This is a genomic window from Kitasatospora sp. NPDC127067 (assembly GCF_042724755.1).
Classification (GTDB): Bacteria; Actinomycetota; Actinomycetes; order Streptomycetales; family Streptomycetaceae; genus Kitasatospora; species Kitasatospora lactacystinica.
The window spans coordinates 28,799-42,711 of record NZ_JBHXEM010000075.1 but is presented as its reverse complement, the minus strand read 5'-3'; the positions used below and the strand labels follow the sequence as shown (position 1 = coordinate 42,711).

At 71.7% G+C, this 13,913-nt stretch carries 10 protein-coding genes and 1 pseudogene; 6 read left to right on the top strand and 5 right to left on the bottom strand.

Annotated features, from left to right (window positions below; genetic code table 11):
• Positions 1-590, bottom strand: a pseudogene (locus ACFWJ4_RS26645) (hypothetical protein); the annotation flags it as partial.
• A 262-nt stretch (positions 591-852) separates the two neighbouring features.
• Here ACFWJ4_RS26645 and ACFWJ4_RS26640 point away from each other — a divergent pair.
• Together ACFWJ4_RS26640 and ACFWJ4_RS26635 are read left to right on the top strand one after the other, a co-directional pair.
• On the top strand, positions 853-1,539 hold the full coding sequence (locus tag ACFWJ4_RS26640; RefSeq protein ID WP_380547832.1) for a response regulator transcription factor: 687 nt from the start codon (positions 853-855) through the stop codon (positions 1,537-1,539).
• Positions 1,536-2,792 (top strand): sensor histidine kinase, encoded by a 1,257-nt coding sequence (locus tag ACFWJ4_RS26635; RefSeq protein WP_380547829.1) that lies wholly within the window; start codon positions 1,536-1,538, stop codon positions 2,790-2,792. The genes ACFWJ4_RS26640 and ACFWJ4_RS26635 overlap by 4 nt, the downstream gene beginning before the upstream one ends.
• A gap of 1,043 nt (positions 2,793-3,835) precedes the next feature.
• Here ACFWJ4_RS26635 and ACFWJ4_RS26630 read toward each other — a convergent pair.
• Complete coding sequence (locus tag ACFWJ4_RS26630) at positions 3,836-4,396, bottom strand: carboxymuconolactone decarboxylase family protein (protein WP_380547826.1); 561 nt, start codon at positions 4,394-4,396, stop codon at positions 3,836-3,838.
• 110 nt (positions 4,397-4,506) lie between these two features.
• On the opposite strand from ACFWJ4_RS26630, the gene ACFWJ4_RS26625 reads away from it, so the two are divergent.
• Positions 4,507-5,109 carry a TetR/AcrR family transcriptional regulator gene (locus tag ACFWJ4_RS26625; protein WP_380547823.1) on the top strand — a complete coding sequence of 201 codons (603 nt, stop codon included), beginning with the start codon at positions 4,507-4,509 and terminating at the stop codon, positions 5,107-5,109.
• A 193-nt stretch (positions 5,110-5,302) separates the two neighbouring features.
• On the top strand, positions 5,303-6,781 hold the full coding sequence (locus tag ACFWJ4_RS26620) for a dihydrolipoyl dehydrogenase family protein (RefSeq protein ID WP_380547820.1): 1,479 nt from the start codon (positions 5,303-5,305) through the stop codon (positions 6,779-6,781).
• Positions 6,782-7,028: 247 nt separating this feature from the next.
• On the opposite strand, the gene ACFWJ4_RS26615 is transcribed toward ACFWJ4_RS26620, so the two are convergent.
• Together ACFWJ4_RS26615 and ACFWJ4_RS26610 are read right to left on the bottom strand one after the other, a co-directional pair.
• Positions 7,029-8,420 (bottom strand): hypothetical protein, encoded by a 1,392-nt coding sequence (locus tag ACFWJ4_RS26615; RefSeq protein ID WP_380547818.1) that lies wholly within the window; start codon positions 8,418-8,420, stop codon positions 7,029-7,031.
• Between the two features lie 93 nt (positions 8,421-8,513).
• Positions 8,514-9,137, bottom strand: coding sequence for an alpha/beta hydrolase (locus tag ACFWJ4_RS26610; RefSeq protein ID WP_380547816.1), 624 nt, complete (start codon positions 9,135-9,137; stop codon positions 8,514-8,516).
• 315 nt (positions 9,138-9,452) lie between these two features.
• On the opposite strand from ACFWJ4_RS26610, the gene ACFWJ4_RS26605 reads away from it, so the two are divergent.
• Positions 9,453-10,874, top strand: coding sequence for a M60 family metallopeptidase (locus tag ACFWJ4_RS26605; RefSeq protein WP_380547813.1), 1,422 nt, complete (start codon positions 9,453-9,455; stop codon positions 10,872-10,874).
• Positions 10,875-11,705: 831 nt separating this feature from the next.
• Here the strand turns inward: ACFWJ4_RS26605 and ACFWJ4_RS26600 are convergent.
• Positions 11,706-12,356: an alpha/beta fold hydrolase gene (locus ACFWJ4_RS26600; protein ID WP_380547810.1), complete on the bottom strand. Its 651-nt coding sequence runs from the start codon at positions 12,354-12,356 to the stop codon at positions 11,706-11,708.
• A 529-nt stretch (positions 12,357-12,885) separates the two neighbouring features.
• Here ACFWJ4_RS26600 and ACFWJ4_RS26595 point away from each other — a divergent pair.
• On the top strand, positions 12,886-13,842 hold the full coding sequence (locus ACFWJ4_RS26595) for an SGNH/GDSL hydrolase family protein (RefSeq protein WP_380547807.1): 957 nt from the start codon (positions 12,886-12,888) through the stop codon (positions 13,840-13,842).
• Positions 13,843-13,913: the final 71 nt, after the last annotated feature.

The window sequence follows — 13,913 nt, the reverse complement described above, 5'->3', positions numbered from 1 at the left end:
TCGCTCGTCGTGGCGGCGTCGGTGTGGGGGTGGTCGTGGTCGGCGGTGTCGGTGGCGCGGCTGTCTTTGGCGGGCTTGCTGCCGGCCACGCCCCGCGGGTCGAAGCTGACGATGTCGAAGCGGGCGCGCGCCCGCTCGCTGAAGGAGGAGAGGCCGCCGGACTTCAGCTGCTCGACCCCGGATTCACCCGGTCCGCCGGGGTTGAGGACCAGGGAGCCCATGCGCTGTGCGGGGTCTGCCGTGGCGGCCTTGGCCAGCGGCAGGGTGAAGGTCCGGCCGGTCTCCGGGTGCGCGTAGTCCATCGGGACGGTCAGCGTGGCGCACTGCAGCTCGCCGCACTTGGTCCAGGTCGGCTTCTGCTGGTAGAAGGTCTGCAAAGCGCTCTGGTGCGCGGAACCGGTCGGCGCCGTGTCGGCGCTCTCCGCGGCCGTGTCCCCGTTTGCCGGGAGGCATCCGGCGAGTGCCGTCACGCCGAGTGCGGCCAGGGCCAGGATCAGGCCGGCACGCTTGCTCGTCGGGTGCTTCATGGGAGTGCTCCAGAGGGACTTGGCAGGGTTGTTGCGCACGGCGCCCGCGGTGGGCAGCGGCACCGGCACCACCTCGGCGGCCCGGGACGGCCGGGCCGAGGGCTCCGTCCGCCGGGCCGGTGGCGGTCCCCGGGCGCGTGGGGGATCGCGCCCGGGGATGTCTCACGGCGCCGCGTGCCGGTCCGCCCACGGATGTCCCGGGCGAACGGCCGCGCTGTTCGGCTCCTGCCGGTTCGCTCCGCTGTGACCTCACAGATGATCGCCGGGCGAAGCTGAGGATTTGATGAGGGCGGCCCGGGCCGCCCATCGGGCTATCCTGGCCGCCGTGCGAGTACTGGTGACCGAAGACGACGATGACCTGCGGTTTGCCGTGGCCGCGGCACTGCGCAACGAGGGGCTGGCCGTCGACGAGGTGGCCGATCTGCCGGCTGCGGACGAGGCGCTGTTCGTCACCGAGTACGACTGCGCGGTGTTCGACCGGATGCTGCCCTCCGGGGACGCCGTCGAGTACGTGCGCGAGCTGCGTCGCGCCGGGCGGACCGTCCCGGTGCTGTTCCTCACCGCCCGGGACACGGTCGCCGACCGGGTCGAGGGGTTCGCCGTCGGCGGCGACGACTACCTGGTCAAGCCGTTCGCGGTGCCCGAGCTGGCGGCCCGGGTGCACAGCCTGTGCCGACGGGCGGCCACCGTCCGGCCCCCGGTGCAACGGTTCGCCGACCTGGAGATCGACACCGCCCGCCGCCAGGTGCACCGGGACGGCGTGCTGCTGATGCTGACCCGCAAGGAGTTCGCCGTACTGGAGCTGCTCGCGGCCCGCGCGGACCAGGCCATACCCCGCGCCGACCTGATCGAGAAATGCTGGGACGAGATGACCGAGCCGAACTCCAACGTCGTCGAGGTACTGGTCTCCCAGCTGCGCCGCAAGCTCGGCGACCCGCCGCTGATCCACACGGTCCGCGGCGTGGGCTACCGACTGGCGCCGCCCGGTGCCGACGACAGCGGCCGAGGATGACGGCCGCGGCCCGGATCCGGCGGCTGCGCCGGCGACTCACCGCACTGTTCGCCCTCACCAGCGCGATCGGACTGATCGGCCTGGCGGCGTTCGCCATCCGCACCGACGACAACTCCTGGAGCGACCGGCTCGACGACGCGCTCACCCTGCAGACCAGCCAGGCGATCCTGCTCCTGAACGTCGACGACGACGGCCGGCTCGACGCGCAGTACCTGCAGGACGGGATGGAGACCGACTGCCCGCCGGTGACCGTGGTGACCGGTACGGCCGACCAGCCCACCGTCTCCTACACCCCCCGCATGCCCTGCGTCCGAGCCCGCACCGAGGACCTGGAAGCGGTGGCCGCGGAAGCAATGCGAGAGGGATCGGCCGTCGTGGCCGACGCACGCAGCGACAACGGCCACCGGATCCGGCTACTCGCCGAGCCCTACGCGGGAGCCAAGGACCAGCCGCCGGCCGGCGCAGTGGTCGCAGCCGACGACACCACCGGCGACCGGGCCGCGCACCGCAAACTGGCTCTGCTCCTGGTGGCCGGCTGTGCGGTCCTGGTCGCCCTGTCCGCCGTGGCCGGGCACCTGCTCTCCGGGCGGGCGATCCGGCCGGCGCTGACGGCGCTGCAGCAACAGGAGGAGTTCCTCGCCGACGCCGCCCACGACCTGCGCACACCCACCGCATCGCTACGCGGCCTCGCCGAGACCGCGCTGCGCGACGACGAGCACCGCACCGCCGCGCTCGAACGGACCGTACGCCTGGCGTCCCGGATGGGCGACCTGATCGACGGCCTGCTCACCCGGGCCCGGCTGATGGCCGGTGTCGGCACCCTGGCCAGCCAGCCGCTACGCCTGGACCAGCTCGTCGAGGTGGTCGTCGACGACATCGAAACCGGCGAGCACCGCGTGAGCGTCCACACCGAACCGGTCGTCGTGGTCGCCGATCCCGATCTGCTCCGGCGGGCGGTGGCCAACCTGCTCGGCAACGCGCTCCTCCACGGCCATGCCCCGGGCCTGCCCGCAGAAGTCGACGTCACCGTGGCCGCCGACGGAACGGTGACCATCGACGACGCCGGCCCCGGCATCCCCCCGGCTCTCGCCGACTCCCTCTTCCAGCGCTTCCACAGCGGCTCCGGCTCCACCGGCCTCGGGCTGTCCATCGCCTCCTGGGTCGCCCAGGCCCACAGCGGCACCCTCGACGTCGGCACCAGCCCGCGCGGCGGCGCCCGCTTCACACTCCGCCTCCCACCCCGGACGAAGTAGGCCGACCCCCGGCGATGCGCGCCCACGATCGGTGCGCCGCCCCATCGACATGGGTGTGCCGTGCCGCTCGAAAAGCTGGGCCGCGGCGGCAGCCTGCCGCACGGGACGGCCATGGACGAACGCGACTGGAACCGCTGCTCTGTTGGACAGTTGTCACGACTGGAGCCCTGTCCGTCCGGGCATACCGTCGATACCGCCGCTGGCGGGTCCGGCTGAGACTCCCCCACGAGCACAACCGAACCCCTGGCCGGCGTCCGGGCCCGCCCGCGACTCCCCCCACGGAGCAGCAACCGGGCCCTCGTACTGTCCAACCAGCGACACGCAGCGTACATGCCATCTCCACGGAGCGCTACCGCGCACCCGGAGCCCGAATCCCCTGGCCTCCGAGAGGCCCACGGGGGTGCGCGACGACGTCGTTGGGGTGCACCGGCTCTGACGTCCCCTGGCGACGATGCCCTCGACGCCGACGCCCACAAGGCCGTCGTACCAGGAGCGCGTCCGAAAGTGAGAGATCGTGCAAGTCCGTGATGCGACGGCCTGGCCGGGGACTCGACCTCGGGTCCTCCGGCCGGGCGGGACGGACGAGTCATGAGGGTGAAGCGCACTGTCCCGGTCGTGGCGTGTTCGCCGGAGTGCAAGGAGCCGCAGGCGCGGTCGGCCAGGCCGGGCGCGGCCTGCGAAGCGCCGCCGGAAGCGCTCGGCGGTGCCGCAGGGCCGGTGCTCGTGGGCGCGGTGGTGGCAGTGATTGCCGGGAGGGCCCCGCCGATGGTGGTGTTGGTGAAGGCCTTCCAGGGCTGGAAGAGGTGGAGACCGACACCGGCGGCGAGGAGTACGGCGACCGTGGCGATGCCCGGCATGGGGCGGCGACGGCGGGTGTCAGGCATCGGGTGCCGTTCGGGGGGCGGTTGCGCGTGTCCCGTCAGGGATGTCGCGGCCGACGGTCCGCCGCCGGATCCTCGCAGTGGCGGTCCGAGGTTCGTGAGGTCTCGTCAGGCCGGCGCCGGTCCGCCGCCGGGGTTCCGGGCCCGGCGGCGGACACGGTGTCACTGCTGTGCGGTCTGCCGCTCGAGGGGCCGCACGATCGGCCATTCCACGGTGATGTCGAGCGCCTCGTTGACGTAGTTGGTGAAGACGCTGTGGGCGACGTGCGCGATGACCTCGACCAGTTCGGTGTCGGTGAGGCCGGCTTCGCGGGCGGCGGCGATCTCGGCCTCGTCGACGGGGCCGCGGTTGCGGGTCACGGCGAGGGCCAGGCGCAGGACGGCGGCGGCCTTGGGGTCGGAGCTCTCGCCGCGCCGTGCGGCGGCTATCTCCTCCTCCGGCAGCTTGACGACATTGCGGGAGATCAGGGTGTGCGCCGACAGGCAGTAGGTGCAGCCGTTGGCCTCCGAGACGGCCAGGGCGATCCGCTCCTGGATCTCCGGGCTCAGGACGCCGGCCTTCAGCGCGCCGTGGAGTCCGAGGAAGCCGGTGAGGGCGGCGGGGCTGTTGGCGAGGGCCTTGGCCATGTTGTTGGTGACGCCCAGCGTCTGCCGGGTGGCGCGCAGGGCCTCGGCCGCCGGGCCGGTGGCGGTGGCGGGATCGATCAGGGGGACACGCGACATCGGTACTCTCCTCGACATGGATCGAACAGACCTGTTCGTTCGATACGAAGGACGCTAGGGCGGTCTCCCCGCAGTTGTCAAACAGACCTGTTCGTTCGATACTGGATTGCATGGCGAACAGGTCCACATCCCTGCAGGTGCGTGAGCGGCTACTGACCACGGCAGACGAGCTCTTCTACGCCGACGGCATCCGCGCGGTCGGCATCGACCGGGTCATCGCCGAGAGCCAGGTCTCGAAGTCGACGATGTACGTGCACTTCCGCACGAAGGAAGACCTCGTCCAGGCCTACCTGCGACGCCGCTCCGACGCCTGGCGCGACCACGTCGAGCCGGAGATCGAACGAAGGGCGCAAGGCCCGGCCGACCGGGTCCTCGCACTGTTCGACGTCTTCCACGAGGTGCTCGCCGCCCCCGGCTATCGCGGCTGCCCGTTCGCCAACGCTGCCGCCGAGTACCCCCACCACGACGGGATCCAGGAACAGATCGCCCACCACCGCGCCTGGCTGCCGGGCCTGTTCCGCCGGCTGCTCGCGGCTTGGGAGCCCGACGACATGTTGATCGCGCAGCTGGTCCAGCTCTCCGACGGCGCGATAGCCGCAGCGCACCTCGACCACGCCGAGGCATCGGCGCTCACCGCCCGGCGCACCGCGGAGCTGCTCCTGTCGACGGCGGAGCCCTCCCGTCGTCCTGTGGCTCAGGCGAGCGCGAAGTAGCGCACGCAGAGGCGGGGGCGGAGAGCGATCGAGTTCGGGTAGCGGGTAGCCAGCCAGCGGGGCAACCGGGTGGCGGGCGCTCCGTGGACTGCCGGCCCGCCCGCGTGTTGGGCCACGCCGGGCGGCCGGACCGGCGCAGGATGGGCACCGGCCCGCCCGGCCGCCCCGGATCGACGCCCACGGAGGACCGCGCATGACCACCCCCGCTTCCTCGCCTGCCGCCCCTGAGGAGTACGACGTCATCGTGGTCGGTGCCGGTCCCACCGGTAAGACCCTGGCCGACCGGACCGCCGCCGCCGGGCTGCGCACGGTGATCGTGGAGAGCGAGCTGGTCGGCGGCGAGTGCTCGTACTGGGCGTGCCTGCCGAGCAAGGCGCTGCTGCGCCCGGCGGCCGCGCTGGCCGATGCCCGCGCGGTGGCCGGCTCCCGGCAGGCGGTCGGCGGCGGCGCGCTGGATCCGGCCGCCGTGCTGGCGCGGCGCGACATGTTCGCCTCGCACTGGCGGGACGACGGCCAGGTGAAGCGGCTCCGCGACACCGGAATCGAGCTGGTCCGCGGTCACGGCCGCCTCGCCGGCGAGCGACGGGTGACGGTCGAGGCGCAGGACGGCGGCGAGCGGCTGCTGGTCGCCCGGCAGGCCGTCGCGGTCTGCACCGGCAGCCGGGCGGCGCTGCCACAGGGCATTCCCGGGCTGGCCGAGGCGCGGCCTTGGACCAATCGGGAGGGGACCGGCTCGCCGACCGTGCCCGGGCGGCTGGCGGTGATCGGCGGCGGCGTGGTCGGCGTGGAGCTGGCCACCGCCTGGCGCTCGCTCGGCTCGGACGTGGTGCTGCTGGTACGCGGCACCGGGCTGCTGCCCCGGATGGAGCCGTTCGCCGGCGAGCTGGTCGCGGACGGCCTGCGGGCGGCCGGAGTGGACGTCCGGTTCGGAGCCCCGGTCGCCTCGCTGGAACGGGCGTCGGCCGACAGCGCGGACGGCGCCCCGTCCGAGGTCACGCTGGTGCTGGCCGACGGCGAGCGGCTGACCGCCGACGAGGTGCTGTACGCCACCGGCCGGGCCCCGCGCACCGCGGACATCGGACTGGAACAGGTAGGCCTGCACCCCGGCGGCTGGCTCGACGTGGACGACAGCTGCACCGTGCCAGGTGTCGACGGCGAATGGCTGTACGCGGTCGGGGACGTCAACCACCGGGCACTGCTCACCCACCAGGGCCAGTACCAGGCACGGATCGTCGGCGCGGCGATCGTCGCGCGCGCCCAGGGCAGCCCGCTGGACACTGCCCGCTGGAGCGCGCACACCGCGTCGGCCGACAGTGCGGGCGCGCCGCAGGTCGTCTTCACGCACCCGGAGGTCGCGGCCGTCGGCCTGACCCTGGACGCCGCCGAGCAGGCCGGCCTCCGGGTCAAGGCCATCGACCACGACCTCGGCACGGTGGCCGGCGCCGCACTCTACGGCGACGACTACCGGGGCCGGGCCAGGGTCGTCTTCGACCTGGACCGGAAGGTGCTGCTCGGCGCAACATTCGTCGGCCCCGGAGTCTCCGAACTGCTGCACTCGGCGACGATCGCGGTGGTCGGAGAGGTGCCGATCGACCGGCTCTGGCACGCCGTGCCGTCGTACCCGACGATCAGCGAGGTCTGGCTGCGGCTACTGGAGGGCTGCCGGGACTGAGCACCGAACGCTGCCCTTGCCGAGAACCTCATCCGGGCTGGTGAGGGCGGTTTCGGTGTCGGGCGCGGTTGCTCAAGTCGGCACCCTGGCGGAGCCGGCGGTCACCTCGGCATGATGATCGGTCGTGCTGCTGAGACTGGGGGGCATCCGGAGTCAGCAGGGGTGGGCGGTGCTCGGTGAGCAGGCTCCACCCCGGGGCGCGGCGCTCGGGCCGGGCCCCGGAGTAAAGGTCTTCTCTGATTCCTCGTCAGCTGTCGGTGGTGGTGTCAGTGCTGTCGGTTCCGGTACTGATGCTCTGCTTCACGATCGGCCATTCACGGTGGAGGACCGGGAAGGTCACGTCCTTCTCGAAGAGCGGGCCGAGGAAGGGGATACGCACCAGCAGGCCGCCATTGACGTCGATCCCGCCGTAGAGGGCAGCCTGGCCCTCGATGACCGGCGGCGCGCCGCTGCTGTCGATGGCGAGCGAGCCGTCGACCGTGCTGCGCAGGTACGGCTCGATGTCGGCCTTCACGCCCACGGTGTCGTAGAGGGCGACCGAGGCGTCGGCGATCAGGCCGGTGCGCACCGAGGCGGTGCCGGCGAGCCTGACCCGGACCGGGGAGACGGTGGTGCTGGCGGGGTCGGTGGCGGTGGTCCAGCCCTGGTCCCGGGTGTAGTCGGCGTGGACGCCCCAGTTGCCGGTGATGTCCTGCTGGGTGTCGACCGTGACCTTGCCGTCCGCGCTGATCTGGGCGGTGAGGGTCAGGTTCAGGGTGACGACGACGGGCACCTGGCCGACCATCAGGACGGGGCTGGCGGTGAAGGTCGCGAGCGGGACCTTGATCGGGGTCGCACTCGCACCGAGTTCGGCGTTGACGTGCCAGTTGGCGTGTGCGCCGAGGTCGAAGCCGACCCGGGCCTTCTGGGGCTTGAGGATGCTGTCGACGGCACCCTGGTAGGAGAAGTCGACGACCGGCGTGAGGTCCAGCGAGCCGTCGAGCTTGCCCGAAGCGCCGCCGGGCAGCGCGATCGGGGCGTTCGCGTCCAGGTGCAGGGTCGCCGAGACGGAGCCGTTGCCGTCGCCGTTCTGGCCGGTGAAGGACGCCTTGAGGTCCTTGACCAGCGGGTGGACCTGGATGGTGTGCGGGTCGATGGCGCTGCGGCCGTAGGCCTTGATGCGGCCGAGCAGCTCGGAGAGGGTGGCGGGGCGGGTGCTGACGGCGACCTTGCCGTCGCCGGCCGCCCGGACGGCGGTGACCGCGACCAGCGCGCCCTGCTGGGCGGCCGGTGTCGGCGGGCTGTCGATCAGCTGGCCGGCCTGGACACTGCTCGCGGCCTGCGATGCGGCCGCGGCGTTCGGGTCGGCCGCGTCGCCGGACGCGAGTACGGCCTCGCCGCTCTGCTGGTCGTAGGAGTCCAGCTTGAGCCCAGGGGTGTAGACCGTGGCGGGCGCCCCGGAGGTCGACGGGGTGGCCAGGGCCACGTCCTGGGAGCCGGTGGCGGCTACGCTGACCGGCACGTCCCCGGTGGGAAGTGCGGGCGCGGTCGTGGTGGTGGGATCGGTCGGTGCGTCGGCCGAGGCGGTCGCCGCGTTGCCGCCGACCGTGAGCAGCAGCGAGAGGGCGAGGGCCGGCAGTGCGATGGTGCGTATGGACAAGTGAGGGTTCACCTTCGGTACATGAGGGTTGAGGGGGAGGAAGATCTTTCCTGATCCCCCAGGTCACTGACGGTTCGCCAGTGAGTCTTTCGGTCAGCAGCCGGCGCCCGGCTGGACGGGCTTGAGCGCGACGAGGTAGCCGTCGACCGCGTCGGTCACGCAGCTGCTGCCTCGTCCGTAGGCGGTGTGGCCGAGGCCGTTGAAGGTGAGCAGCATGCCGCCGGGCAGCTGGGCGGCGAGGCTCTTGGCGTCCTCGTACGGGGTCGCCGCGTCTCCGGTGGTCCCCACCACCAGGACCGGCGGCAGACCGTCGGCCTTGACCCGGTGCGGGTGCTGGGGCCCAGTGGGCCAGTTCCGGCAGCCGAGTTCGGCGAACACGCTGGAAGCGCCGAAGACACCCGAGTCCTGGTAGGCGCGGTCGAGCAGCTGCCAGTACACCTGAGGGTCCGTCGGGTGCGGCGGGTCGAGGCAGTTGACGGCGGTCAGGATGTCGCCGCTGCGCGCCCGGCACGCCGCCACACTCCGGTCGGCGTCCGCGAGGGCGGGCTGGACGGCGGCTTCGGTCGCGGCGGGTGGCGCCGCCTGGGCGCCGAGGCCGGGCGCGTGGTCGGGGGTGTTCGGGTCGCAACCGACGAGGGCGGTGCCGGCCAGTGATGCCAGGACCAGGGCAAGCGCGCCGCGCCGCACCGACCGGCTCTTCCGTACGTGTCCCCGCACTGCCTCGCTCCGTCCCGTTTCAGCCACCTGCTGCGGACGAGAGCCTGACCGAGGCACTGTGAGGAATTCATGAGGACGTCGGCGGCCGTCCTCGGCTGCCGTGCGAACACTGCTGGTCGAGGTCACCCACCGGGTCAGCGCCCGCACGGGATCCGGCCTCGCTTCTGCGCTCCTCATCGAATCCTCAGGTTGCTCAATGCACACTGCTGAGAAATCAGCGACGGCTCTCTCGTAGGCCGCCCGGCACGAGAGTGCCTCGTCGGCGTCCTGCATGGCGGTGGGCTGCCGGGAGGCGATGAGAACGCGCCGGCGCCCATGACGGAGCGCGCGCCGATATCTTTACAGGAGCAGGAGCACATTGCAGTGATGATCGGAAGTCTCGTCGGGCGCAGTGGCGTGGTTCTCGTCCCGGCCGTCGGGCTACTGGCTACCGCGCTGCTGAGCGCGGGGTGCAGTACCGGGACGGCTCCTCAGCCGTCCCCGTCCCCGCCCGCGTCACCGTCGTCGCTGTCGTCGCCCCGTGTCCTGACATTCGCGGCCACGCCTTCCGCGGAGGCGGAGCAGAAGAGGCTGGCCACGGAGTTCCACCCGGACGACGCCCAGCCGACCGGCCTGTACCTGCCGCCGAACACGCCCGTCACCGTGCAGGTCGACCGCCCCTCGGGAGCGCCGGTTCCCGAGTTGCTGATCGGGACCTACGGGCTCGACGGCACCGACACCGGTGAAGAGGCGACGCCACGGGCTCAGCCGATGCGGGACGCCACGACGACGGTGAACGACGCGCAGGGCGGTCTGCTGTACGTCCGGTACACGCAGGACGGCGCGGCCACCGCGCCCGACATCACGCTGCGGTTCGACCAGGCCGCGCGGCCGGTCCCGTATCACGTCATGGGTCGCACCCCGGCCGCGCAGTGGCGCTCGCAGCTCGCCGAAGCGCGGGAGGTGCCGGTGGCGCAGTTCGTCGGCGAGCACGTCGTGCTGACCGTCCACCTCGATTCGGCCCGCCGCAACGACGGCCAGGACCCCGACGCGCTACTGCAGGCCTACGAGCACATCCTCGCGGTGGAGGACGCGCTCAGCGGTCTGGACGGGCACGATCCGCGCGACCGGCGCAGCCCGCTGCGGTACTTCATCTCCGAGGGGAAGAAGGGCATCGATCCCAACGCTTACGTCGAACGGGTCTGCTACCCGTCCGACAGCATCGACGACGCCCTCAACGTCGCTGCCCTGAATAAGAGCTGGGGCATGTGGCACGAGCTCGGACACATGCACCAGCAGCCGTCCTGGACCTGGGACAGCGTGGTCGAGGTGACGGTCAACACCTACAGCCGCGCCGTGCAGCGCGACGCCGGCCAGCCCTCGCGGCTCGGCCAGGACGGCACCCCCGACGACGTCCGCAGCTACCTGACCGGGCCGCGCTCCAAGCGGACCTTCGATTCGCTGTCCCCCGACAAGCCCTTCGTCGCACTGGCCATGTTCGAGCAACTCCGCTTGGCGTTCGGCGACGGCTTCTACCCCGAACTGCACAAGCTGACCCGCCGGGCGGAGAAGGCCGCCGATCCCCAGCAGTACTTCATCGTGAACGCCTCACGAGTCTCCGGGCGGAACCTGATCGGCTTCTTCACCACCTGGGGAATGACGATCACCCCCCAGACCCGGGCCGACGTGACCGCACTGGGCCTTCCCGCCCCGGACAAGGACCCGGCGACTCTCGACGTGATCGGGACGTCCAAGTGAGCCGCTCAGCAGACACCTCTTTCCAGGCCTGCCGAGGAGAAGCGCATCGCCGAGCACTATCCGTACCGCATCGTGACCGGGACTCGACACCTGACGCTCATCTGGCATCCCGGAGAGGAGGACCTGCCCGAGACGGTCGCCGTCGACGAATTCGGCGGGCTCTTCGCGTTCCACGACCTCAGGACGCTGCGGGGATACTGCGATCTCAACGGCTGGGAACTCTGCCAGGAGGGGGAATCGACCCTTGACCTGGCGACCGTCAAGGAGTGGGTCGAGGATCCCGACCTTGCCCCGGTGACCGAGGGACTGCTGCTGGACGCGTGGAACTTCTTCGAAGACCTCTCGCGCAGTCTGAAGCTCGCGCCGCCGCTTCCCGCACAAGGGCCTGTCCACAACAGCGCCTACGAGAAGCTCTTCGCCAGCGAAGCTCTCGAGCCGGCCGATTGCGACGGAGCCTGGACGGCCGAGGAGAGGGCGAGTGCAAGCAAACTGCTCGGCGCGGGGCTGGAGCCGCCCTGGTTCGGCACCAGGTCGAACCACTGGCGGTCGGCGGCGGGAAGTCCGCTGACGACCGCCTCGCCGGTGCTGCGGAGAATGCTGCAATATTCGAATGAATCGACGGCAAACGATTCCGGACGCCTCGACGGCCATTTTCAACGCGGTCGCCGAGTGGATTCAGGGCATGCCGAATTTCCCTTCCGATACATACCGGACGGGCAATGCCGACGTTTCGGACGGTCGCGGCAGGAAATGTCTCCAGCACGCTTCGGAATTCCTCCCGGGGGCCCGGCCTCCCCGGTGGAACACCGAGTCCCCGCCGTCACCGGACGGTCAGCCGCCGAACAGCGGCGGTACCAGCGTGCAGGCGACGGCGTCGACGTCTCCGGGGATCTCGGCGACCAGGGCGGCCAGGCCCGACATGGTGGTGCCGTGGTTGGGCGGTGCGAGGCCGACCAGTTCGTGGATTTTGGGCGCGCCGCCGGGGCTCTGGATGACGTAGCGCGCCAGCAGGCCGCCCTGCGAGTGGGCGACGATGTCGGCCTCGGGTGCGCCAGTCGCGGCGAGCACCCGGTCGAGGAACGCGGCGAGCTGCCCGGCGCCGGTCGGCATGTCGCCGTACCCCTGGACCGGACCGTCGGGCTCCCCGCCGCAGTTGAGCGCGAAGACGCAGGGCCCCTCGTCGGCGAGCGCCTGGGAGAACATTCCCCAGCTGCCCATGGTGGACATGGTGCCGTGCACCAGGACGACCGGGCGCGGGTGCGCGGCGGTGGGCCTGCAGTCGAAGTTGTTCGATCCGGGCGGGGTGCTCTCCGTCTGGAGCGACAGCGCCGAGGCGGCCGGGGCAAGCGAGGGAGGCGCGGACTTCGGACTCGCGGAAGCCGTGCCGGGCGCGAGCCCGACCAGCGTGATCGCGAGCAGGGTCAAGGCGGCCCGGCGCAGGCCTCTCGTCCGGGTTCGGGGCGAGCTGGGCAGGTCTGACATCGATGATCTCCGCATCGCGACAGGAGGGTCCTGCTGGGCGTCACCAGCAGCCAGCCAAACGGGAGTTACCGGCAGGTACGCACCCGACCCGGCACAGCAGACCGCCCCACCGGGCTCAGCGTCAAGGCTGTTGACATAAGGCGCGCAGGGAAGGAGGGCCGCGCCGCGCAGGGCCGCTCTCGGGCATCGGCGGCCGGGCCGACATCCGGCGCGGTGTCGCGACCCCGGCGCGAACACGGCCTTCCCGGGCGGGCTCGCCGCGCCACCCGTGCGCCGCAGCACCCGGACAGCTCCGGCCGACAATGCGCGAGGGCTGCCACGCGGCACTGCGAATTCCGCTCCAGGGCGTTTCGGAAATGCACTCGATACACAGCGGAGTGCCACGGGAATTCCATCCGGAGATTCGTCGGAATTCTCTGTGCGACGCATGGACATGCGCGAAACCCGACAGTAACTTACCTGCCAGTAGCGAAAGCTGCGGTCAGGCTCGTGCACCCCCCCACCCGTTCTTCTCCCCCAGGAGGAATCTGTGCTTCGCCCTGCCCGGAAACCCCGTACGACCCCCGCCTCCCGGAAGTCCGCCCTTCTCGGCGCGGCCGCGCTGGGCGCGGCCCTCACGCTGACCTCCACCACCGCCCAGGCCGACACGAGCGCCCCCCGGCACTACGTGGCACTGGGCGACTCGTACGCCGCCGGTGCCGGTGTGCCCGGCCAGTCGGCAGGCCTCTGCCTGCGCTCCGACCACAACTACGGAAGCCTGGTGGCGTCCGCCCTCAAGGCCGGCGCGTACACCGACGTCACCTGCTCCGCCGCCAAGATCAGCGCAATGACGGAGCCCCAGTACGCGGGCACGGAGTGGGGCGGCACCGCCCAACTCGACGCCGTCACAGGAGACACCGACCTGGTGACCATCGGCATCGGCGGAAACGACCTCGGCACCAGCCCGCTCGGGATCGCCGAGGTGATCGCCACCTGCATCGGCGGCACCGTGGTCAACCCCCAGGGCACGCCCTGCAAGGACGTCTACAGCCACGGCCACTGGGAGTGGGACTGGTCCAGCTGGTCCTGGTCCTGGCAGTACGGCACCGACGACCTCGTCGACCGGATCAACGGCGCCGCACCCCAACTCGCCGACGTGTTGAACCGGATCCACGCCAAGGCCCCCAACGCCCGTGTACTGGTCGTGGGTTACCCGTCCGTGGTGCCGGCCGACGGATCGGCGTGCATCCAGCGCCAGCCGGTGACCCCCGGCGACGTGGAGTACCTGCACGGCACGCTCGGCAGACTCAACGCCATGCTCAGCTCCACCGCCACCGCCAACGGCGCGACCTACGTCGACACCGCGACCCCGACCACGGGCCACGACATCTGCTCGGACAACCGCTGGATCGAGGGCGCCCTGCCCGGCTCCCCGGCCGTCCCGTTCCACCCGAACGCCACCGGCGCGAAGGTGATGGCGGACACCGTGCTCGCCACCCTGCGCTGATCCTGCGCCCCAGGTAGAACCCCGCCAACCCCCCGAGGGGGATGATCAGATCCCGGTCACCGCTGGAGAAC